The sequence below is a fragment of the Streptomyces sp. NBC_00209 genome (assembly GCF_045206345.1).
Classification (GTDB): Bacteria; Actinomycetota; Actinomycetes; order Streptomycetales; family Streptomycetaceae; genus Streptomyces.
The window spans coordinates 5,060,952-5,082,254 of record NZ_CP108121.1 but is presented as its reverse complement, the minus strand read 5'-3'; the positions used below and the strand labels follow the sequence as shown (position 1 = coordinate 5,082,254).

Here is a 21,303-nt window from a genome sequence, read left to right as displayed (position 1 = left end):
CGGAAACACCCGACCGCGACCCCAACCCCGGTGGCTCCACCGGCCGATGCCCCGACGACGGGCCGGCCGGCGGGGCCACCGGCGTGTTTTCGGCCTACTACGACCGTCCATGACAAGCCACATGCCGCCCCGCGGGCCGACCGGCGGGCCGACAGTCCGCCCACGGGGCACGAGGGGCCCGGAACTCCAGTGGGACTCCGGTGAGACCCGGGGGTGCCGTGGTGGGAGCCCCCACTGACGGAACCGGACGCTCGTGGCCGGAAAACTGCGCCGCCATTGGTTCAGGCCAGACAAAGGAACGAGGCTGCCCAGTTCGAGGCGGTATTGGCGCGCGGAACGGCTCACAAGAGCCCGTCGAATTTCAGCCAGTCGACAAAACGTTGAACTTGCAAGTATTGGTGAGGTCTACCTAATCTTTTGCGCCCAGTCGGTTCACGTCCCCACAGACCGAAGGAGCCTCCCCCCCATGACCCCACACCTCCACCGGGCACAGCCCTACGTCCTCGCGCTCTTCCGCATCGTCGTCGGCGGGCTCTTCGCCTGCCACGGCGCCGCCTCGGTCTTCGGCGTCCTCGGCGGCGCCCACGGCGGCGGCTCCATAGCCGCCGGCACCTGGCCGGGCTGGTACGCGGCGGTGATCCAGCTCGTCGGCGGCATCCTCGTGGCCCTGGGCCTCGGCACCCGTCTCGCCGCCCTGGTCTCGTCGGGCTCCATGGCCTACGCCTACTTCACGGTCCACCAGTCGAACGCCCTGCTCCCCCTGCAGAACGGCGGCGAGTCGTCGGCCGTCTTCTGCTGGGTCTTCCTGCTGCTCGTCTTCACCGGCCCCGGCGCCCTGGCCCTGGACAACCTCCTCACCGCCCGCACCCCGGACCGCCAGGACCAGGACCACACCCAGGAACAGAGCTCCCCGGTCGCCGTCTGACCCCTCTCCCCGCTCCCCCGGGCCCGCCGACCGACCGGGCCCCGCACACCCCTCGCGTACCGCCGGGAAAACCGCTCCCCGGCGGTGCGCGCTCAAGCCGCCCTCGACCGGGGTGCCCAACATCACGCATATATATGGATCACCGGGTGAACGGCAGGCGTACGCTGTACAGCTGACCCTGCCGCTCCTGCCGCTCCCCTGCGACGTCGCGGCGCTGTTGCCGATCGGGGAGTAGACGGTGCTAGAGAGTGTGGGTGCGCTGACCGGCAGCCCATGGATCTACGTTGCGGTCGCCCTCTCCGTGCTGCTGGACGTCTTCCTCCCCGTACTGCCCAGCGGTGTGCTGGTGATCACCGCCGCCACGGCCGCCGCGGCCGGCACCACCGGTGTCGCCGCCGACGCGGCGGGCGCCGCCCGTCAGGTGACCGAGGTCCCGTCCCTGCTGGCCCTCGTCCTGTGCGCCGCGACCGCCTCGGTGCTCGGCGACTTCGCCGCGTACCGGCTGGCCCGGCACGGCGGCGAGCGGCTGGACCGCGCCATCGCCCGCTCCCGCCGCCTGACCTCCGCGCAGGAACGCCTCGGCGCCGCCCTGAGCCGGGGCGGCGGCATCCTCGTCGTCATCGCGCGCTTCGCCCCGGCCGGGCGTTCGGTCGTCTCGCTGGGCGCGGGCGCCTCGCACCGCAAGGTGAAGGAATTCCTGCCCTGGTCAGCCGTCGCGGGCGTGGCCTGGGCCGGCTACAGCGTGGGGCTCGGCTACTTCGGCGCGCAGTGGCTGGGCGCGAGCTGGCTGGGCACGGCCGTCTCGGTCCTCGCCCTGTTCCTCGCGGGCTCCTTCGCCGCGCTGCTCATGCGGCGCCCGGCCGCCGCCGCGGCCGCCACGCCCCCTATGGCGTCCTGACACCACCCCGTATCTCCAGGCCGTCGAGCAGCCGGGCGGTCGCCTCGGCGATCTCGTCCACGGCACGGTCGAAGACTTCCCTGTTGTGGGCGGCCGGGGCGCGGAAGCCCGACACCTTGCGGACGAACTGCAGGGCGGCGGCGCGGATGTCGTCCTCGGTGGCCTCTTCGGGCAGGACGGGCGGTCGGAGCGTCTTGATACTGCGGCACATGTCTCCAGTGTGACCCGTGCCACTGACAACGGCACGCACCCGGCCCGGAGCGGCCGGTCAGATGACCGGCTTCCGCGCCGTGCACAGGGCCCAGATGACGAAGGTGTCGATGGCGAGGGAGACCACGGCCCAGACCGGCTGGTAGGGCAGCCACATGAAGTTGGCGATCATATTGAGCGCCGCGAGCCCCACACCGGCCCCGCGCGCCCAGGCGGAGCCCCTGAGGATGCCCCAGCCGACGATCGCGATGACGATGCCGAGGATGAGGTGGATCCAGCCCCAGGTCGTCACGTTGAACTTGAAGACGTAGTCGTTGATCCGCGCGTACACGTCGTCCGACGCGATACCGGCGATGCCCTTGATCGCGTCGAGCACCCCGTCCACCATCAGCAGCACACCGGCGAACATGACCCCGCCGGACGCCCAGGGGTTCTCGTCCCCCGGGCGCGGTGCGGACGGCGAGGACGGGGTGCCCGGCGGGGGCGCGGTCTGTGCCATGAGGACTCCTGAGCCGGAGGGGAACGTACAGGTCAGACCGACCATGCGCCGCCCTTCCCGGCACGGCTACGTGGAAACCCCCGTACGGGTGACGCTCCCGGCCTCCGCCCCGTCCCCGCCTCCCGCCTCTTCCGCCGCACCACGCGGCCGCCCCGACGTCCCCAGGACCACGAACACCGTGGCGACCAGGAGCACCGCCGCCACGACCCGCAGCCCGTAGGACATCGCCGGGGCGAAGGCGGCGGCGTGGGCGGCCCCGGCGCCGCCGGCCCGGGACGCCAGCACGGTGCCGACGACGGCGACCCCGAGCGCCGCCCCGATCTCGCGCGCCGCCGTGTTGAGCCCCGAGCCGAGGCCGCTGCGGTGCGCGGGCAGCCCGGCGACGACGGCCACGGTGAGCGCGGGCGCGCAGAGCCCCGTACCGGCGGAGATGACGAGGAGGTAGACGGCGTACAGGGCGTACGGGGTGCTGCCGTCGGCGGTCGAGACGAGGAGCAGCCCGAGCCCGATGATCGCGAGCCCGCCGCCCGCCACCGGGCGGATGCCGTACCGGTCCTGCCAGCGCGCCCCGAACTTCGGCATGACGGCCATCCCGACGGTGAGCGGCACGATCGCCACCCCGGCGAGGCCGACCGGGAAGCCCTTCACGTACTGGAGGTACTGGGAGTTGACGTAGAACAGCGCGAACAGCCCGAAGAACGCCGTGGCGATGCCCAGCGTTCCCGCGCGCACCACGGGCGAGGCGAAGATCCGGGGGTCGAGCAGCGGCCGTGCGGCGCGCAGCCCGTGGACGGTGAAGGCGGTGAGCAGTACGGCTCCGAGGCCGAAGGCCGTCAGCACCCGCGCCGAGCCCCAGCCCTGCGGCGGGCCCTCGATGATCCCGTACACCAGGGCGGTGAGGGCGGCGACGAGCAGCAGCGAACCGAGCGGGTCGGGCGCGGTGTCCGAGCGTTCGGGGCTGCGGGGCGTGAGGCGGGCGACGGCGAGGGCGAGCAGCGCGGCGAGCGGCACCATCGCCCAGAACAGGGCGCGCCAGGTGGAGAACTGACCGGCGAGGCCGCCGCCGACGTTGCCCGCGAGGCCGCCGAGGCCGGCCGCGAGCGTCCAGGTCGCCAGCGCCTGGGACCTGCGGGCGGGCGGGGTGAGGGTGATCAGGAGGGACATGGTCGCGGGCATGATCAGCGCGGCTCCGGCCCCGCACACCCCGCGTCCGGCGATGAGCACGGCGGGCACGGTGGCGAGCGCGCTGACGGCGGCGCCCGCCGCGAAGAGGCCGAGTCCGGCGAGGAGGGCGCCCTTGCGGCCGAAGCGGTCGCCGAGCGCACCGGCCGGGATCAGCAGCCCGGCGAAGACGATGACGTAGGCGTCGACCGACCACAGCAGTTCGCTGGCGGACGGGTGCAGGGCGGAGGCGGCGAGCTGGGGGATGAGCAGGTTGACGGCGGCGACCATGCCCTGCGCGACGAGCACGCAGGCGCAGAGCGCGTACTGCGCGGCGAGGGTAAGGCGCGGGGGCTTCTGGGCATACGGGGACAACGCTCCTCCTGGGAGCCGTGACGGGTGGGATGTGCTTCCACCGTAGAGTTGGCGTGACTTGCTTTCCAATGCATCTTTGGCAAGGGATGTATGCGCGTGACGCAATCCGGTCTTGACCTCAATCTTCTGGTCGCCCTGGACGTTCTCCTGGACGAGTGCAGCGTCTCCGGGGCCGCCGCCCGGCTGCATCTGTCCGAGCCCGCGATGAGCCGCACCCTCGGCCGTATCCGCAGGGCGCTCGGCGATCCGGTGCTGGTGCGCGCCGGGCGCACGATGGTGCCCACCCCGCACGCCCTGGCCATCCACGGCGAGGTGCGCGCGGTCGTGGAACGGGCGCGCGGGCTGTTCCTGTCGGGCGGCAAGGTGGACCTGCGCGCCCTGTCGCGGACGTTCACGGTGCTGGCCCAGGACACCCTGGCGGCGATCTCCGGCCCCGCGCTGTTCGCCCGTATCGCCCGCGAGGCGCCGGGCGTACGGCTCCGCTTCCTGATGGAGAGCCATGTGGACGGCCCGTTCCTGCGCGAGGGCGCCGCCGACCTGGAGGTGGGTGTGCTCGACACGCGTTCCCCGGAGGTGCACCGCGAACACCTCTACAACGACCGGATGGTGGGCGTGGTGCGCCCGGGCCACCCGCTCCTGGACGGGGAGATCACCCCGGCCCGGTTCGCCGCCGCCGACCATGTGACGGTGTCGCGTCGTGGCCGGACGGCGGGCCCGGTGGACACCGCCCTCGCGGAACTCGGCCTGATCAGAAGGGTGGTGGCCAGTGTGGGCACCCTGCCGTCGTCCCTGTTCATCCTGCTCAACAGCGACCTGGTCGGCCTCACGTCCCTGCGGGCGCGCCCGTTGACGGAACCCCTGGGGCTGCGGACGTTCGAGATCCCCTTCGCGCTGCCGCCGCTCCCCTTCGGCATGGCGTGGCACCCGCGCCACGACGCGGATCCGGCTCACGCCTGGCTACGGGAGTGCTTCCGGCAGCTGGCCCGCGAGGAGGCGCCGGACGGTGACGGCGGAAATCCGTTGTTCCCCGTTCCGCCGGGCGGCTAGCCTCCCCTCACCCGACGACCCGAAGGAGGGAAAGTTGCCCGGTAGCCCGCGCACGCGCTGACGCCGTAGTACGACCCGTCATCGCGTGCTGCCTCCGAGCGCGGCACAGCGAGCCCTTCCCGCCGGACCGCCGACGTACACCTCTGCGTCGAGTGGCGGCGGAGCCTTGCCGTCCGCAGCCCAAGGGGCCCCCGTGCATCCCGTTTCCCGTACCTGCTCCCCCGCCCTCCGCCGGGACTCCGGTTTCCTGCACCTGTGGGCCGGGCAGACCGCCTCCCAGTTCGGTGAGCAGGCGCTCCTGGTCGTCCTGCCGCTGGTCGCCGTCGTCTCGCTGCACGCCGACGCGGGCGCGCTGGGCCTGCTGCGCGCGGTGGAGCAGGCGCCGATCCTGCTGCTGTCGCTGTTCGCGGGCGCGTGGGCGGACCGCCGCCGCACCCGCACGGTGATGGTCGCGGCGGACCTCGGCCGGGCGCTGGCCCTGGCGGCGGTGCCCCTGGCGTTGCTGCTGGGTGTGCTCGGGCTGCCGGTCCTGCTCGTGGTGGCCGCCCTGCTCGGGGTGGGCAGCGTGTTCTTCGACGTGGCGTACCAGGCGTCGCTGGTGCGGCTGGTGGACCGCGAACTGCTGATGCGGGGCAACAGCGCGCTGGAGGGCAGCAGGTCGGCGGCGCGGATCGGCGGCCCGGCGCTCGGCGGGGCGCTGATGTCGCTGTTCTCGCCGGTGCTCGCGGTCGTCACCGGTGCGGGCTTCTTCTTGCTGTCGGCCGTGTCGATCGGCCGCATCCGCCGCCCGGAACGCGTACCCGGCCCCGCCGGGGCTCCGGCGCCGGTCCTGCGGCGCATCCACGAAGGGCTCCGCTTCGTCGCCCGGCACCCGGCGCTGCGTGCGGTGGGACTGGCGTCGGCCCTGTTCCAGTTCTCGCTCGCCGCGCTGATGACGGTCTATCTGCTGTTCCTGCCGCGTGAACTGGGCCTGTCCGGCGCCGAGGTGGGCCTGGCGCTCGCGGCGACGGGCCCGGGCGCGGTGCTGGGCTCGCTGCTCGCGGCGAGGCTGCCGGAGCGGCTGGGGTACGGCGTGGTGCTGGTGGGGTCGGCGGTCCTGGCGGACGGCGTGATGCTCGGCGTACCGGCGCTGCACGGCTCCGGGCCCCTGGTCCTGCCCGCGCTGATGGCCGTCAACCTGGTCTTCGGTACGTTCGGCCAGCTGGTCAACGTCACGGTGATGTCCGTACGGCAGGCGGTCACGCCGGTCCGCATCCAGGCGCGGGTGGTGGCGACGATCAACTTCGCGGGGATGGGCCTGACCCCGTTCGGCTCCCTGCTCGGCGGCTTCCTCGCGGGTACGTGGGGGCTGCGCCCGAGCCTCCTCGTCACGGCGGTCGCGCTCGCCCTCTCCCCGCTCTTCATGGCGCTCTCCCCCTTGGCCCGCCTGGGGAAAGCCCTTCCCGTCCCAGCCCAGGGCGGCCCGTCATATGCCGGTGAGTGACCCATTCCTGGCGTACGATACGGGCATGAGCGAACGCGCGATGCAGGAACCGACCCTCCTCCTCCTGACCGCCCTGGCGGACGAGCCCCGGCACGGTTACGCCATCGCGCGCGAGGTCGAGACGATCTCCGGCGGCCGGGTCACGATGCGCACCGGCACGCTGTACGGGGCGCTGGAGCGGCTGCTGAACGAGGGCCTGATCGAGGTACACGCGGAGGAGGTCGTGGACAGCCGGCTCCGCCGCACCTACACGCTCACCGCGACCGGCCGGGACACCCTGGCCGCCGAGGCGCGGCGGATCGCCGCCACCGCGCGCGAGGCGACCCGGCGTCTGGGTGTCGCCGGGAAACCGGCCACCGCATGAGCACGCCGCTGCTGCGGCTCTACCCGGCCGGCTACCGCCGCGCCTTCGGGGCGGACATCGCGGAGGCGTACCGCGAGGCGTCGCGGACCCGGCCCTGATCGGCAAGGCGCCCCCTGAGGTTCCGCGCAGCTCGCCGGGCGCCTGTTCGCGGCCGCCGCGCCGTTCGCGCTGGCCGCGACGGCCGCGTACGCCGCCTTCGGCCTGGTCTCGATGCTCGGCGACTGGCGGCTGAGCGGGAACCCGGACTTCCTGGTCCCGCTCAGCTTCGTCATGACCGGCTGCGACCTGGTGACGCTGGCGGGTGCGGTCCTGGCGCTGGGCGGGCGGTTCGCGGCGGGGGCGCGGTGCGCGTTCGCGGGCACGCCGGCCCAGGAGTTCGCGCTCCTCGTGGTCCCGCTGACGGCCGGAGTGCTTCCCCCGCCCGCAGTCGCCCCGTATCTGCTGGCCCCGGTCGCGGTGGCCGCGCTGCCGCCGGCCTGCCCTCCGGACCTGTGGCTGTGGCGGCTGCGGGGCTGGGCGAGCACCGGCTGAGGGCGCGGGTGCGTCAGGCGGTCACGCGTATCTTCGACTGCCCGTGCCCCAGCTTCTCCCAGTCCTCCATGAACCGGGCCCGCAGCCCGTGCTTGGCGGCGAGGGCGGTCAGGGTCTCGGTGCGGTAGTAGAAGTCCTCGCGCAGTACCTGGTGTTCGGCGCCGGTGGTGCGGTCGAAGGTGAAGTCGAAGTGCGCGTCCGGCAGGAAGTCCAGCGTCAGGTCCTTGGCGATGGTCAGGTGCGGCACCTTGGCCTGGAGCCCCTGCGTGGTCAGGGTCTGCTTGGCGGCGATCAGGATGTCGGGCGAGATGTCGATGCCGTAGTAGTGCCCGGGCTCCAGATGGTCGATGAACCGCCGGCCCGCCCGGAGGTTCCCGCACCCGATGCCCGCTTCAGATAGGGCGCGATGCGGTCCGGCCGGCTCGCGGCGTAACGGACCTTGTGGGTGAGGGACGCACGGTTGGCGACGAGGTTCTTCTTGGATGCCATGGCGCCACTATAGGTCGGCGAACGACATATATAACCCAACGACCCTTTGGCCCGTCCGGACGCGCTTCACGTACGCCTGATCCGGTGCACATCGCGTACGCAGGCGTTGGCCGCCCCGGCGGCGAGGATGACGGCGGAGCACACCAGGAGGATGCGCCCGCTGGACCAGTACGCGGACGCGGTGGCGACCACGAGGTAGCCGACCGGGATCGCGATCTGCTCCCCCAGCGAGTTGAAGGCGTTGAGGCGTCCCAACTCCTCGTCCGGGACCTGCTGCTGCATGACGGTGGACCAGGCGACGATGGCCACGTCCATCCCCGCCCCGGCCACGGCGGCCGCACCCAGTACCCAGAGCAGCGGCAGCCCGAGGCCCATCGCGGCCAACGGCAGGAAGAGCCCGGAACTCGTCACCACGGCGACCAGCACGAGCCGCTGCGGCTTCCACAGCAGACAGACGAACGTCCCCGCGAGCAGCCCCGCCGCGAACGCCCCCTGCACCAGCCCCCAGGAACCGGCGCCCGCATAGCTGCGGTCCGCCACGAGCGGCCCCAGCAGCTGATACCCGGCCAGCCAGGCGGCCACGACCGCCGTACCGGACAGGGTGAAACTCCACAGCCAGACCCGGGACCTGAACCCGGCCCACCCGACCCGCAGATCGGCCACGAGGCCCGCGCCCGGGCCACCGGGGGACACCGCCCCCGCGAGCCGCAGCCCCGCCAGCAGGAGCGCGGCCACGAAGAAGGTGACGGCGTCCCACCCGAGCGCCCAGGCGGGCCCGGTCAGCGCGACGACGAACCCTCCGACGACGGGCCCGACGACCTTGACCGCGTTCCTGGGCACCCGGACCAGCGCATTCGCCTGCTGAAGGTGCTCCGGCCCCACGAGCCGGGGCACGACCCCCTGGGCCGCCGGCGCGGTGAACGCGGCCGCCGCCCCCGAGGCACACGCGCACACGCTCATCGCGGCGGTGGTCGCCGTCCCGGTCGCGACGAGCACGGCCACGACCGCCTGCGCGGCCCCCGCACCGAGGTTGCCGAGGAAGAGGATCCGGCTGCGCGAGACCCGGTCCGCCAGCACCCCGCCGACGAGCAGCAGGACCAGCGCCGGCACGGTGTTGGCGGTCAGCACGATCCCGAGCGACCGCGCTCCCCCGCCCTGCTCGATCACGGCGAACGCCAGGGCCACGGGGGCCATCGCGGACCCGGTCGCGGAGACGAGATGGGCGAGCAGGAACCGCCGGAAGGCGGGCAGTCGCAGCGGCGAAACGCCCTGGTCGTCGGTGGTTATCAGTCCCGCACGCGCGTCACCCATCCCGGCAGGGTAGGGGCGGCACGGCCGGAAGGCACCCGACTTTCGGACGCGGCCTACCGCCGCCCGTGGTCGGGGTCCGCGTCCAGGCCGGGCAGTTCCTCGTGCCCCTCCGAGTAGTGGTTGACCCACCCGCAGAGCGCACAGGCGTACCGCCCGGCCAGACCGTGCACCTCGGTGCCGCACCGCGCGCAGTCGGTGCGGGTGATCTCGGGAATCTTCGGTTCGGGCTCGCTGGTCACCTGGGGACTGTACCGAGTGGAGTGCTCTCCGCGGAGTTCGCGTACGGACTGATCATGGTGTCGAAGTACCCCTCGGGCGGCCCTTCCAGGAAGGTCGACAGGTTGTCGAGAAAGGCACGCAGCGCGGGCAGGGCGTTGTGCCGGTCCAGGTCCTCCTGCGAGCGCCAGACCTCGTACAGGAAGAACCGCCCGTCCTCCTGCTCGTGGAGGTGGTAGGCCAGGTTGCCGGGTTCGCTCCGGGTGGGCCCGACGAGATCGGACAGCGTACGCCGGACCTCGTCGACGTATTCCGGGCGCGGTCGCAGGAAGCCGTAAAGGGCAAGGGAGTTGGTGCTCCGTTGTGTCATGCCCCCACGCTAGAATCTGACACTGATGTGAGGTTCAAGGGCCCGCGAGGCCGCGAGCATGTGAGGTGCGCCACATGAAGATCGGCGATCTGGCCGCAGAGACCGACACCTCGGTCCGGCTGCTGCGGTATTACGAGGAACAGGGCCTCCTCGCCTCCCACCGCCTCGCGGGCGGCCACCGCCGCTACGACGCCGACGCCCCCGCCGTGGTCCGCCGCATCCGCTCGCTCCTCGACGCGGGCCTGCCGACCCGGACCATCCGCGACCTGCTCCCGTGCGTACGGCAGGACGGCACGGTCGCCCTGTGCAAGCTGGACACCCTGGAACAGCACCTCCAGGGCCTGGACGACCGCATCTCCGCACTCCAGGAAACCCGCTCGTCCCTGTCCGTCCTGGTGACGGCGGCCCGGGCGGATGCGGCGTGACGGCCACGCCCTAAGGTGTGCCGGTGATCTTCAACAAGAAGCGCGAGGCCGTGCGCCTCACCGCCGCCGTGTCCGAGCTGGAAGAGGCGGTCGCGGCCCGCGACGGTGACCGCACCGGGCGCGCGTTCGGCGCCGTGATGAACAGTGCGGAGTCGGCGTCGGACGCCGAGTGCGTCGACGCGGGACCCCGTCTCGCGGCCCTGCTCCCCGCCTTCCCGCCGACCGGCCCGCGCCCGATGCTCGCGATGGCGGCCGGCTACTGCGTCGAGCGGGGCGCCGACCCGCCGGCCTGCGCGGAACCGATCCTGGACGGCGTCCGCCGGGACCTGCTGGACGCGGCGGAGTTCGCGCGCCGCTGGACGGCGAGGGGCGACGAACTGCCCGCCCCGGACGAGGATGTGATCGACGACGCGTTCCTGGCCCGGCTGGGCGACGACGACTACGAGGCGACCCGCCTGGCCCTCGCCTGGTGCTCCCTGGAGCAGTGGCAGCCGCCCGCCCTCGCGGTGCTCTGCCGCAGCACGGAGGTACGCCGCCGGCACGCGTCGGGCCTCCTCCCGCTCTGCCGCGCGGTGGAGGCCCTGGACCGGCACGACCTCAAGTGCCTGTCGTATGCCCTGGCGGTGCTCGACGACGAACCCGTGATCGTGCTCCACCGCCCCACGGGCCAGGGCTTCGAGATACGCCTCGACGGCATCGGGGACAACTTCCAGCTCCACACCCTGCTCGCCCACGTCCTGGTCGGTGGCGGCCACGTCCCCGGCACGGCCCCCTCCCCGGAGAGCGTCCGCCTGGCGACGAGCCCCGAGCCCGCCGAGGGCGAATCGGACGCGGTGGCGACCGGCGTCTTCGAGCTCCTCGCCCCGGACGGCACCCGCCTCTGGAACGAGGGCCTGCCCGACGACATCCCGTTGGTGCAGGGCCGCCGCCTGCTGGTCCTGGAGGCCCCGTCCTACGCACGCACCTGGAACGCCGACCGCTTCTTCCCGAACCTGCCGGGCCGGGCGGAGCTCATCCGCGTACTACCGCCGGACGAGACCCAGAAGTGGTACGCCCACACGTCACCGACCACCTGACCGCTTACGGTCCTCCTCACTCACTCGGCGCCACGAAACACAGCGCGTCGAAGTGCCGCCCGGCGAAGAAGTGCCGGAGCTCACCGATCCGCTGCCATCCGAGCCGCTCGTACAGCCGGATGGCAGCGGCGTCCTTGGTCAGAACCTCCAGCACCAACGGCAGCCCATGCGCCCGGGCGTGCTGCTCCGCCGCACCCATGAGCCGCGCACCGGCGGAGGCGCCCCGCGCGTCCCGCCCCACGAAGAACCGGGCCAGCACCGCGACCTCCGCGTCCCCGGCGCCGCCGCTCTCCCGCCAGAGCCGCGTCACGTCCTCCCCGCGCCGGGCCCGGTTGACCGCGACATGCCCCACGACCCGCCCGTCGAGCTCGGCGACCCAGGCCGCGATCAGCCCTTCCGGCGACAACCACGCCTCGGGATCCGCCACCCCTTCGACGGGATACCCGTCGGACTCATGAACACCGGCGAGCACGGCAGCCGCCGCGCCCAGATCAGCGTCCTCACGGAGACGAACCAGGACTTCGGACACGGGTCATCCTCCACGGGCACGGGCACAATTGTCGGACCAGCCTGCCACCCGGCCCCGGCGACCATGACATGGGCCGACTTCTGGGCGCTCACAGCCACATACCAACGGGCCATGGGCAAGAAGTGGCAACGCACAACCCGCTACAGCCACGCATCCTTCTCCACCGGGACCCACCTGCGCTGACCATGCCCACTTGCGCGCATCGCCGCGAGACCGCACCGTTCACCTACTACTGCTCGTCGTTTCGGCGCTGATCAGGGAGGGGCGGCACCTCGTGGGCTCAGCAAGCGAGTGGGCACGTGCGACATTCGGCGATGCGGCCGATGAACTGGCGGACCGGGTCCCGGCCTGCCTCCTACGAGCCCACATGAGGGCCCGCAGCGGGCACGAGGGCGTGCACACCCAGACTTTGGAGGCGTACGGGCACGGCCTCTATGCCGCACAGTACGAGGAACTGGCCTCCGGACTGGCCCACTTGGCGGACGCCTCCGTCGTACGCCTCCAGGGCCGCACCGTGGTCGTCGTCTCGGGCCACGTCATCTACCCGATCCGCTACGCGAAGAGGGACGTCCCGGTCACAGCCGCCCGCTTGCGCCGGGCGACGGGATTCCGCGCGGAACTCATCCGCCGCCACGGCCCTGAGCCGAGGCAACAGATGCTCGACCTGGGCCTGGACGAACTGGAAGAACCCGAGGCCCACCCCGACCTCGCTCTCCTCCCGGAAGACATCCGCCTGGTCCTGGTCGCCTACGCCTGCTCCATGCACGAAGGCGTGATGCGCGCCGAGTGGGGCTCGGCAGAACTACGCCGCGAGGACCGCTACCTGATCTGGCACCGCCACGAACCCCTCGCGCTCGCCGCCCCCGCTGCCTGAGACGCTCTGCCCCCGTCATCACCCGCGAGCAACCGCGTCCTCCACCGGATCGGCGACCCGCCTGGCCGTCACCAAGTAGCCCGCGAAGCTGACCCCGTCCCGGGCCTTCGCCCACCCGTCCGCCGCCACCTCGACCGGAACCATCACGGTCGTGCCCGGAACGGGGTGGTTCACCCGGTCCGTCGCACCGGGAGGCACCCCGTAACGGCAGTGCACCTCCACGACGGACACCACCTCCAGCGGGACCGGCGGGAGCCCCTCCCCTCCGCCGTGATGCTCCTCGCAGAAGTCGATCCCCTCCGCGCGCTCCGCGCCGACGAGATCGACGTAATCCTCGGGATCAACCTCCATCAGCGTCCACGACACGACATCCCCAGGCGCGAAGGGGTCCCCACAGCACTGCATCTGCCAGTCATCGACCCAAATCGTCAACATCACACCGCCATTGTGCGCCGTGCGGTACGGGTCAGCGCAGCCCGAACCCTTCGGCCCAGGCGGTCACATCGGCGGTGGTCGCGTTGCCGCCGCAGACGACCAGGCCGAGCCTGGCGCTCCCACCGACGCGCTCCAGCACCTGGCGTGCCGCGGGCAGCAGGCATCCGGCGGCGGGCTCGGCCCAGACCTTCGCGTTGTCGGCCAGGTCGAGGATCCCCTGCACGGCCTCGGCATCGGTCACGGTGACGACATCGGTGACCAGGGCCGAGACGTGTTCGTAGGTGAGCGGTGAGGCGCTCGGGGCGCTCAACGTCGAGACGATCGAGGACAGTTCGACGGGCACCGGCCCCCCGGCGGCCAGGGCCTCCGACATGGCTCGCGCACCCTCGGTCTCCACGCCCCAGACCCGTACACCCGGACGGCGCGCGTGCAGCGCGGCCGCGACACCGGAGATCAAACCCCCGCCACCGATGCTGACGAGTACGTCGGTGAGCTCGCCGGCATCCTCCGCGAACTCCAGGCCGACCGTGCCCTGGCCCGCGACGACGACGGGGTCGTCGAAGGGGTGGACCAGCGCGAGCCCCGACTCCTGGAGTTCGCCCACGAGAGCGAAGGCGCCGCCCATGGTGTCGGCGAGGATGACGTTCGCCCCGGCTGCCTCGGCGATCTCCACGGAACGGCCGGGGGCGGACCGGGGCATGACGACGGTCGCCTTGATGTCCAGCGCACCGGCCATCTCCGCGACCGCGATGCCATGGTTGCCGCCGCTCACGGCGACGACCCCCGCGGCCCGTTCGGCCTCGCTGAGCGCCAGCAGCTTCGCCGTCGCCCCGCGCGCCTTGAAGGACCCGGTGCGCTGAAGCAGTTCCAGCTTCGTGGTGACCGGCGCACCCAGAAACGCGGAGAGCCCGGGACTCGGCACGGTCGGCGTCCGCACCACATACGCGGCAATCCGCTCGGCCTCGGCTTCCACATCCGCGACGGTGATCAGCACATTCCCCTCCACGCTCAGCAGGTCGATAGGAGCAACCTACCGACCCTCGGTGCGATCACCGTGTCGAAGGTCTGCGAGATGATCACATCATGAGTGAGATCGTTCTGATGTCGGACCCGAAGGTCGCCGCCGTTCCAGTCTCGGAGTGCGGCGAACGTCTTGTGGACGTGCGCACCACCGGTACGCTGCTGGTCGATGCACGCAAGCAGGACCCGGCAGACTCCTTCGCCCACCTGCGCGAAGGCGTGCTGGAGCGGCTGCTCAAGGCCCAGGCGGGGCTTCCACAGAACCTGCGACTGCTGTTCGTCGAGGGCTATCGACCCCCTTCTCTTCAGCGGAAGTACTTCGAGGAGTACGCGAGCCAACTGCGGTCTGCCCACCCGGAGCGGTCCGCCCGGCAGATCCATTCAGCAGCGAGCCGCTATGTGTCACCACCCGATATCGCCCCGCACAGCGCCGGCGCGGCCGTCGACCTCACCCTGGCCGACACCGCTGGAAACGAACTGGACCTGGGCACGCGAATGAACGCGGACCCGGAGGAGAGCGAGGGCGCCTGCTACACCCACGCCGCCAACATCAGCGAAGAAGCCCGCGCCAACCGAAAGCTGCTGGGCTCCGCGCTGACGGCGGCCGGGCTGGTGAACTACCCCACGGAATGGTGGCACTGGTCCTTCGGCGACCGCTACTGGGCTCTGGCCACGGGGAACCCCGCCGCTTGCTACGGCCCGAAGGAGATCACCCCACTCGGGTAACCGGCTGCCCCGACCCCACCTGTCCGACCGGTACACGGCAGATGTGGACGCCGAAGACCCCCAGCCATGATCGGCTGGGGGTCTTTGTGCTGGTGGGCGCGGACGGTTTCGAATCGCCGACATCTGCTTTGTAAGTTCGGCCGGACAGCTGCCGTTTATGCCTATTCCATGGCCTGAAGCGCTCTCGGCGACTTCCTCTTGTCGCTGGTGTTCGTCCACGTTGATGTCAACTCTCGATGTCAATGGTCCCGACTCCAGGAGTGAGGGGTGCGGGACCGGTGTGGGCCGAGCCAGCCGCACGCTATGCCTGACACTCACGGCGACGGGCGGGTCGGTCCCTGTCTGCTGACCTGCTCGACGATGCCCTGAGCCAAATCCAAAAAGTTCGTGATCGACGGCGCTTGCATGACCAAGAGCCTGACGGCTCGGTCGCTGCCGTCCGCGAAGCCGCATCCACTGTCCTGCACGAGCGGTGTCAGCCAGTGGACCGTAGGCCGCTCAGCGGCGAAGAACACCACCGGTCGGTCTGCCCATGAGTGATCGGAGTAGTGACTCCGACAACTTGCTGCGGTGAAGCATCCGACTGAAGACAAGGCATAAGCCAGGCCGGCCACACCAAGTTCCAGAGCGTCTAGCGTCGACTGTTCTTCATCAATGGCGGAAAGGAATCGGACAATATCACTATGCGGGTTTTCCGCGACATAACCATTGGGAAGGTTTTCAAGTTCCCCTGTCTCAACAGCCCTAGCCATGGCTTCAAACTCGGCGGCGTTCCTGCTCGCCTGATCCACGAGGCCGACCAAGCTCCTCTCTGTTTCGATCATACGAACCGCCTCCTCGTGACTCACCTCTCCAATTGACCAGACATCTCGAAAATTGCCATACCCTTCCTCATCAATCTCATCCACGCAGGGTAGACCCATGGCTAGACTCGCAGGAAATGCAGGGTCAACATCGATGTCAGCAATGGGGATCACGGCCAACTCCTTACAGGCTGGGAGACGGAAACTCACAGGACGGGAAGTCGACACACACCCTGGAATACATCGGACCACATAATTCTATTTGCAGTTCTCTTGGTACCACTCCTCCATCGCCAAGTTGATCACCGATCCTGTGTAGCAGCCTCGCAAGCGGTCGTACGCAAGGAGCCCCTGATTCTCCTCATTCAGATTCCCGTGAAAGTCTGACGACGTTACGATCGCCGGAACATTCCATGCACTATTTCCATAGTTGGCCAATTTTGCAGCCTCGTTTACCACATCCCCCATATAGACAACGTCATTAATTCCGCTTCCACTATGCCCAGCCTTGATCATGAGCGCGCGCCCCCACGACATGCCGATACCTACCTCGATAGGCTGACCGTACGATGCCTTCCTCATCTCGTAATTCAAAACCTGCACCATCGAGTTGGCCATGGCACCCAAACTGAACACCGCATCGACATCACTTTTAAATGGCGTGTTTACGACAGCCCATGTGGCGTCACCGGCGATATTGATCTCTCTAGTATTCGAGTTCCCATTGAAAATCGCCACCAGCTCCGACAGATACGCTCGATAGATTCGGGCAAGGCGTGGTCTTCTATAGTGCGACGGCAGCTGCGAAGACTTCCGAATATCCACAAAGATGGCCGAACAGTTGGCATAGAACCCATTGGTGAAGGTCAACTTATCCCGGTCAGGAAGGGAGTTCATTTCTTCATAATTCCCCCGGGAGCTAGTGAGGTAGTCCTTGATTCGACCAGCACTAGCAATATGGTCGTCCCGGAGGAAACTCGCAGAACTGGAGCACAACTGACTGAAGAGGCCCTTCGCCCGCTGGCCGCCGGATCGGGAGATGCGTAGCTGGGTGATAGAGCCTGTCCGACGGATCCGCAGAGTGACCTTGGTCGGCTCCTTAAACTGTCGCGCTATGGAGAACCAGCTCACTCATGAGGTCAGTGCCTTCATCGATTTCCGGAACTATAAGTTCCAAGATTCGAGGTCACACGGCTACAGGTGGGTCGACATCAAGCACCTGCGGATCCCGGCTGAGTCCGGTGACGCCCAGGAGCTGCTCGCCGCGCTCATCGGGCATGAGCAGTTCCGGGACGACTACGCGGGCGGCGGAGTCGTGCCGGAGGGATTGAGGCACGGCCCGTATTGGCTGAGGCTAGTCACCTCCGACGTCTACGAAGCCATCAGCCGGGAGAAGAGTGCGCAGATCGTGCGGGGGTGGGTGAAGCAGTTCGGGGACGTGCCTTGCAGGCTGGAGGTGAGTCTGCAGCGGGAGGTGTTCGATCGTTTGGCGGCGGCCGACCACATCTACTACCTGAGCGGGCTCGGGGACGAGGCCATTCACGACTGGGGGCGTGTGCACGAGGACTTCCACGACTTCGTGCTCATCGACCGCTCAGCTGGACGGATGACTCTCCTCGTCGTGGCCGACGACTGATGAGTGGGCGGGCCTGGCTGCTATGGAACGGCAATCGAGGAATCAGGGGCGGAGCCACAGGCGAAGCGCGGCCGAAGTCACCGCGCCTTGGCATGCATAGGCTCTCCTGTCGTACCGTCGCCGCGGCCCTGGCTCCTGTGAGCGCGTTGATGCACCGCTCGACCTCGTTTCCGTCAGAGCGGATTGAGCGGATCTTCAGCATTACCCGCCGGCGCGAGACCTGGACTGGAGGCTGAGCAGCCTCTACGCGTCGAAGTCGTGCTCAAGAATGTGCGACGCGGAGTCACAAGCTTCCGCCGGAGGCGAGGGCGCTTCGTCACGTTCAGGTCAGCTCAGTGCGTCGATGGCCTTCACGATCAGGGCGCGTGCCTCCGCCCCGTACACGGCCGTGCGGCGCATCTGCTCGAAGGCTCGCAGGTACAGTCCGATCTCGCTCGGCTGGGTGATCCGCACCTGCGCGGACACGAGCTCGACGGACACGAGCTCGTCGTCGTAGACGTGGAACGTCTCGCGCGGCCACTGCCCGCGGACCGCTGTGGAGGGAATGATGCCGAGCGACACGGCGGGCAGCGCCCCGGCGGTGAGTAGGTAGCCGAGTTGGGCGGCCATCGCGTCAGAGCTACCGATCCGGTACCGCAGCACAGCCTCCTCCACGAGGAGCACGAACCGTCGGCCACGTTCGTGGATGATCCGGGAGCGCTCGACCCGGGCCCGTGCGGCATCCGCGCTGTCGTTGACGGGGAGCTCCCGGAAGTGGGCGCTCATGTTGAGTACGGCGGCGGCGTAGCCCTCGGTCTGTAGCAGGCCGGGGACGAGGGACGAGGAGTAGACCCGGAACAGCTCCGTACGTTGGAAGAACGCCACCGCGCTGTCCTGGAGCGTCTTCAACCCGGTGCGGGTGCGGTGACGCCACTCGCTGTACATCGACTCGGCGTGCAGCGACTGGGCGATCAGGTCGTCGGCTTCGCTTTCGGCGCCGACGGTTCGGCACCACAGGCGGATGTCGGTGGCGGTCGGGCCGGTGCGCCCGTTCTCAATTCTCGAGGTTTTCGCGTGGTGCCACCCGCAGCTGCCGGCCAGCTGCACGACGGTGAGCCCCGCCCCCTTCCGCAAGACACGTAGCCGTCGGGCAACGACCTCGCGTGCGGACTGTGCGGAGGAGGAGGGGAGCGTCATGGTCGTCCTGGTCAGTGGATGTCGTACTGGTCGTGTGGGATGGCGCGGCCCCACACCGCTTCGAAGGCGTTGGTGCACAGCGTCACCGCAGCAGGGTCCTTGGTGATCTCGGGCCCTCGGGACGAGCCGTCGCCACCGAAGTGGTTCCACTGAACCAGTTGTCCGTCGAACAACCAGAAGTCGTTCCCGGGCAGCGCAAGATCGGACGCCCGCCTGCGTGGCAGCCACCGCACCTGTTCACCGGCGGCCATGTTCGTGAAGGTGATGTCGTGGAGGTAGCGGGTGTACTCACCGACGGGCTCGGACACGATGCGGGCCCGCCGCATCGTGACGCCTCGGCCGACAGCCTCAGTCACCACGTCGAGCCACGGCCGCCACCACGACGCCCGGTCATCGGGGTCGTGGCGGAACCCGGCTCGCCAGTCCGCGAAGGGGCCCTGCTCGTAGTCCACGGCGTAGACGTCTCGCATCTCCAGGTGGACGGCCGATTCGGTACAGCCGTCGAGCAGGTCAAGGAAGCTGCGCGGCACGTTCGACGGCATCGCACGCCTCCCTGATCATGTGCACCATGCTGGCCGGGATGCGGACCACGCCCTCGTTCTCAGGGATACCCACGGCATGGCCGGGCACGGTGAACGCTGTTACTTCCGCTTCGAGTTCGAGGTCCGGCTTCCATCCCTGGAACACGATCTCCCGCTTGCTCTGGTCAACCCACACGGTGGGGCTTTCGTGGTCTCCGGTGTTGGGGTCGATCCCGACGAACAGTAACGACATGACGATCTCCGTCCACGCGGTGTGCAGCTCTGTGCGACACAGTCCTGCCAATGGCGGCGGCGGTCAAGGGCGCGAAGTGGTCATCCACCCACAAGTGGGTACCCTGCGCACAGATCTGCACACAGCTGGAGTGCGTGCACGTTCCGCCCCTACGGTCTCCCGTACTCACCGGCCGCGAACGGGAGGCACCCATGACGACAGCGTTACCACTGCCGGATCCCGCCACGCTGTCGGACGCGCAGCAGCGCGGAGCGGCGTGCGTCTGGTGCGCCGCTCCGCTGACCAACACCGACGCCCATGACCTCGGCGCGCGCCCGCTCCCCGGGTTCGGCCCCACGGTGCGCTGGTATCCCCGCTGCTGCCCCGCCACCTGCCGAAAGGATCGGGCATGACGCAGACGAAACCGCAAGAGACGGTAGGCGCCGATGCGGCGTACCGGACGTGGATCGGGCACACCGTGGCCTGCGCGACCTGCCGCGCCGGCGCGCCGTGCGTGACGGCCATACGGCTCGGTCGGGCCTGGCGGCAAGTACGCGGATGAGGTGCGCGAACTGCGGCCGCCCCCTCACCGGGGAGACGGCGGCGCGGTACCCGATCGAGGGGGCGAGCGGCCCAGGCCGCATCGTCATCCTGTGCAAGACGCCGTGCAAGAGGTCAGCTACCCACCCACGGTCGTACCCATCCTGATCTCCCTGCCCGTCCCCGAGGCCGGCGGTGGCCGGGGGGCGGGGCGCGGCTTGCTGTGGGGATGTGGACTCCCCGTGTGCTCCGGGCACGAGAAGACCCCCCGGCCGATGCTGGACGGGGGGGCAAAGGCAGGGTCTGACCTGCTCGTTATCCTCGGTGGGCGCGGACGGTTTCGAACCGCCGACATCTGCTTTGTAAGAGCAGCGCTCTACCCCTGAGCTACGCACCCGTGGATGAAGGAACAGGGTACATGGCTCGTGGGGCGTGTCGACAATCGGTTCGGGGTGGGGTTACGGGGGATAGCCCCACCCCGGAGACGGTAGCCGTCCGGATCGTCCGGGGTGGGCCCGGTTGCCTACCGTGGGGGCACATCGCAGCGCCGGCCCAGGGGGACCTGATCACCATGACCATCCGTAATCGCAGCGCGTTCGTGGCCGTCGGGGGCACCGTTCTGCTCGTCGCGGCGCTCACCGGGTGCGGGAGCACGGACGCGGAGGACGCGCCCGCCGAGCACAAGTCGTTCGCGTTCGGGGGGAAGGCGCTCACCATCGAAGCGGAGAACTCCGTGGTGGACGTCGTCCCGGCCGACGTGAAGGAGATCGAGGTGACCCGGCGGGTCGACGGGTGGGTCGTCCTCGGGAGCGGGCCGGACCCCGTGTGGAAGCTGGAGGGGGACACGCTCACCCTTCGCGTGAAGTGCAAGGCGATGATCAGCAACTGCGAGGCCCGCCATACGGTGAAGGTGCCGCGCGACCTCGCACTGACCGTGGACGCGGACAACGGGAAGGTCACCGCGTCCAAGTTCACCACCCCCCTCAAGCTGTACTCCGACAACGGCGGCGTCGTCGTCCGGGACGTCAGCGGGCCCCTCGACCTGAAGAGCGACAACGGGTCCGTACGCGCCGAGCGGGTCTCCTCGCGGTCCGTGGTGGCCCGGTCGGACAACGGGTCCGTGGATCTCGATCTCACCCGGGTCCCCGACCTCGTGGACACCGTCAGCGACAACGGGCGCATCGCCATCGACCTGCCCGCCGGCAAGACCTCGTACGCCGTTTCCGCGTCGGCCGACAACGGGCACGTCGACGTGAAGGTGCCGCGCAGTGACAGCAGCCAACACGTGGTGAAGGCCCACAGCGACAACGGCGGGGTCGCCGTCCGGCACGCGGGCTGAGAAAGGAGCACGGTCTCCGGCCCCGTCGTGAACTAACCGGCACGTGTGTTCGTCCTTACTGGTGGGAGAATGTATCCGGCAGGGCGGAACGG

Annotated in this window: 26 protein-coding genes, 1 tRNA gene and 1 pseudogene; 12 read left to right on the top strand and 16 right to left on the bottom strand. The window is 69.8% G+C overall.

All coding sequences use genetic code 11. The features are described 5' to 3' along the window. Window positions 1–466 precede the first annotated feature (466 nt). Window positions 467–925 carry a DoxX family protein gene (locus tag OG867_RS23110; RefSeq protein ID WP_406288046.1) on the top strand — a complete coding sequence of 153 codons (459 nt, stop codon included), beginning with the start codon at window positions 467–469 and terminating at the stop codon, window positions 923–925. A 238-nt stretch (window positions 926–1,163) separates the two neighbouring features. Next, entirely contained in the window at window positions 1,164–1,823 is a 660-nt protein-coding gene (locus tag OG867_RS23105; protein WP_406288044.1) for a DedA family protein, read from the top strand. Here OG867_RS23105 and OG867_RS23100 read toward each other — a convergent pair. From OG867_RS23100 to OG867_RS23090, 3 genes are all read right to left on the bottom strand, one after another. Next, window positions 1,810–2,034 (bottom strand): DUF2277 domain-containing protein, encoded by a 225-nt coding sequence (locus tag OG867_RS23100; protein WP_073965355.1) that lies wholly within the window; start codon window positions 2,032–2,034, stop codon window positions 1,810–1,812. The two genes, OG867_RS23105 and OG867_RS23100, sit on opposite strands and share 14 nt — an antisense overlap. 57 nt (window positions 2,035–2,091) lie before the next feature. Then, window positions 2,092–2,532 (bottom strand): hypothetical protein, encoded by a 441-nt coding sequence (locus tag OG867_RS23095; protein ID WP_406288042.1) that lies wholly within the window; start codon window positions 2,530–2,532, stop codon window positions 2,092–2,094. A gap of 66 nt (window positions 2,533–2,598) precedes the next feature. Beyond that, a complete protein-coding gene (locus OG867_RS23090) occupies window positions 2,599–4,068 on the bottom strand; it encodes an MFS transporter (RefSeq protein ID WP_406288040.1) in 1,470 nt (489 codons plus the stop codon). 90 nt (window positions 4,069–4,158) lie between these two features. Between OG867_RS23090 and OG867_RS23085 the strand changes: the two genes are divergently transcribed. From OG867_RS23085 to OG867_RS23070, 4 genes are all read left to right on the top strand, one after another. Beyond that, window positions 4,159–5,115 (top strand): LysR family transcriptional regulator, encoded by a 957-nt coding sequence (locus tag OG867_RS23085; protein WP_406288038.1) that lies wholly within the window; start codon window positions 4,159–4,161, stop codon window positions 5,113–5,115. A 193-nt stretch (window positions 5,116–5,308) separates the two neighbouring features. Continuing rightward, a complete protein-coding gene (locus OG867_RS23080) occupies window positions 5,309–6,598 on the top strand; it encodes an MFS transporter (protein WP_406288036.1) in 1,290 nt (429 codons plus the stop codon). 25 nt (window positions 6,599–6,623) lie between these two features. Further along, entirely contained in the window at window positions 6,624–6,962 is a 339-nt protein-coding gene (locus tag OG867_RS23075; RefSeq protein ID WP_406288034.1) for a PadR family transcriptional regulator, read from the top strand. A gap of 210 nt (window positions 6,963–7,172) precedes the next feature. After that, window positions 7,173–7,493: a hypothetical protein gene (locus OG867_RS23070; protein ID WP_406288032.1), complete on the top strand. Its 321-nt coding sequence runs from the start codon at window positions 7,173–7,175 to the stop codon at window positions 7,491–7,493. Between the two features lie 13 nt (window positions 7,494–7,506). Here the strand turns inward: OG867_RS23070 and OG867_RS23065 are convergent. From OG867_RS23065 to OG867_RS23050, 4 genes and pseudogenes are all read right to left on the bottom strand, one after another. Beyond that, window positions 7,507–7,902: pseudogene (locus OG867_RS23065) on the bottom strand (class I SAM-dependent methyltransferase); the annotation flags it as partial. A 146-nt stretch (window positions 7,903–8,048) separates the two neighbouring features. Next, window positions 8,049–9,293, bottom strand: coding sequence for an MFS transporter (locus OG867_RS23060; protein WP_406288030.1), 1,245 nt, complete (start codon window positions 9,291–9,293; stop codon window positions 8,049–8,051). 53 nt (window positions 9,294–9,346) lie between these two features. Further along, window positions 9,347–9,532 (bottom strand): hypothetical protein, encoded by a 186-nt coding sequence (locus tag OG867_RS23055; protein WP_018103370.1) that lies wholly within the window; start codon window positions 9,530–9,532, stop codon window positions 9,347–9,349. Continuing rightward, entirely contained in the window at window positions 9,529–9,879 is a 351-nt protein-coding gene (locus OG867_RS23050; RefSeq protein WP_406288028.1) for a putative quinol monooxygenase, read from the bottom strand. The genes OG867_RS23055 and OG867_RS23050 overlap by 4 nt, the downstream gene beginning before the upstream one ends. A gap of 74 nt (window positions 9,880–9,953) precedes the next feature. On the opposite strand from OG867_RS23050, the gene OG867_RS23045 reads away from it, so the two are divergent. Then, entirely contained in the window at window positions 9,954–10,304 is a 351-nt protein-coding gene (locus OG867_RS23045; protein ID WP_406288026.1) for a MerR family transcriptional regulator, read from the top strand. A gap of 23 nt (window positions 10,305–10,327) precedes the next feature. Then, a complete protein-coding gene (locus OG867_RS23040) occupies window positions 10,328–11,380 on the top strand; it encodes a hypothetical protein (protein WP_406288024.1) in 1,053 nt (350 codons plus the stop codon). Window positions 11,381–11,396: 16 nt separating this feature from the next. On the opposite strand, the gene OG867_RS23035 is transcribed toward OG867_RS23040, so the two are convergent. Continuing rightward, entirely contained in the window at window positions 11,397–11,909 is a 513-nt protein-coding gene (locus OG867_RS23035; protein ID WP_406288022.1) for a GNAT family N-acetyltransferase, read from the bottom strand. 367 nt (window positions 11,910–12,276) lie between these two features. Here OG867_RS23035 and OG867_RS23030 point away from each other — a divergent pair, with 367 nt between their 5' ends. Continuing rightward, window positions 12,277–12,783, top strand: coding sequence for a hypothetical protein (locus OG867_RS23030; protein ID WP_406288020.1), 507 nt, complete (start codon window positions 12,277–12,279; stop codon window positions 12,781–12,783). A gap of 18 nt (window positions 12,784–12,801) precedes the next feature. Here the strand turns inward: OG867_RS23030 and OG867_RS23025 are convergent, their stop codons facing one another. Both OG867_RS23025 and OG867_RS23020 read right to left on the bottom strand, forming a co-directional pair. After that, complete coding sequence (locus tag OG867_RS23025; protein ID WP_406291130.1) at window positions 12,802–13,218, bottom strand: DUF6578 domain-containing protein; 417 nt, start codon at window positions 13,216–13,218, stop codon at window positions 12,802–12,804. Between the two features lie 31 nt (window positions 13,219–13,249). Further along, window positions 13,250–14,224, bottom strand: coding sequence for a threonine/serine dehydratase (locus tag OG867_RS23020; RefSeq protein WP_406288018.1), 975 nt, complete (start codon window positions 14,222–14,224; stop codon window positions 13,250–13,252). A 77-nt stretch (window positions 14,225–14,301) separates the two neighbouring features. On the opposite strand from OG867_RS23020, the gene OG867_RS23015 reads away from it, so the two are divergent. Further along, entirely contained in the window at window positions 14,302–14,964 is a 663-nt protein-coding gene (locus OG867_RS23015; RefSeq protein ID WP_406288016.1) for a M15 family metallopeptidase, read from the top strand. A 314-nt stretch (window positions 14,965–15,278) separates the two neighbouring features. Here the strand turns inward: OG867_RS23015 and OG867_RS23010 are convergent, their stop codons facing one another. Continuing rightward, window positions 15,279–15,941 (bottom strand): hypothetical protein, encoded by a 663-nt coding sequence (locus OG867_RS23010; protein ID WP_406288014.1) that lies wholly within the window; start codon window positions 15,939–15,941, stop codon window positions 15,279–15,281. Between the two features lie 84 nt (window positions 15,942–16,025). Beyond that, a complete protein-coding gene (locus tag OG867_RS23005) occupies window positions 16,026–16,664 on the bottom strand; it encodes a hypothetical protein (RefSeq protein WP_406288012.1) in 639 nt (212 codons plus the stop codon). 217 nt (window positions 16,665–16,881) lie between these two features. Between OG867_RS23005 and OG867_RS23000 the strand changes: the two genes are divergently transcribed. Then, on the top strand, window positions 16,882–17,403 hold the full coding sequence (locus OG867_RS23000) for a hypothetical protein (protein ID WP_406288010.1): 522 nt from the start codon (window positions 16,882–16,884) through the stop codon (window positions 17,401–17,403). A 327-nt stretch (window positions 17,404–17,730) separates the two neighbouring features. Here the strand turns inward: OG867_RS23000 and OG867_RS22995 are convergent, their stop codons facing one another. The 4 genes from OG867_RS22995 to OG867_RS22980 form a co-directional block, all read right to left on the bottom strand. Continuing rightward, window positions 17,731–18,579 carry a helix-turn-helix domain-containing protein gene (locus tag OG867_RS22995; protein ID WP_406288008.1) on the bottom strand — a complete coding sequence of 283 codons (849 nt, stop codon included), beginning with the start codon at window positions 18,577–18,579 and terminating at the stop codon, window positions 17,731–17,733. A gap of 11 nt (window positions 18,580–18,590) precedes the next feature. Further along, window positions 18,591–19,121: a DUF6879 family protein gene (locus OG867_RS22990; RefSeq protein ID WP_406288006.1), complete on the bottom strand. Its 531-nt coding sequence runs from the start codon at window positions 19,119–19,121 to the stop codon at window positions 18,591–18,593. Beyond that, window positions 19,090–19,353 carry a hypothetical protein gene (locus tag OG867_RS22985; RefSeq protein WP_406288004.1) on the bottom strand — a complete coding sequence of 88 codons (264 nt, stop codon included), beginning with the start codon at window positions 19,351–19,353 and terminating at the stop codon, window positions 19,090–19,092. The genes OG867_RS22990 and OG867_RS22985 overlap by 32 nt, the downstream gene beginning before the upstream one ends. A gap of 844 nt (window positions 19,354–20,197) precedes the next feature. Then, a tRNA-Val gene (locus OG867_RS22980) sits at window positions 20,198–20,269 on the bottom strand. A 174-nt stretch (window positions 20,270–20,443) separates the two neighbouring features. Between OG867_RS22980 and OG867_RS22975 the strand changes: the two genes are divergently transcribed. Continuing rightward, complete coding sequence (locus OG867_RS22975; protein ID WP_406288001.1) at window positions 20,444–21,211, top strand: DUF4097 family beta strand repeat-containing protein; 768 nt, start codon at window positions 20,444–20,446, stop codon at window positions 21,209–21,211. Window positions 21,212–21,303 lie beyond the last annotated feature (92 nt).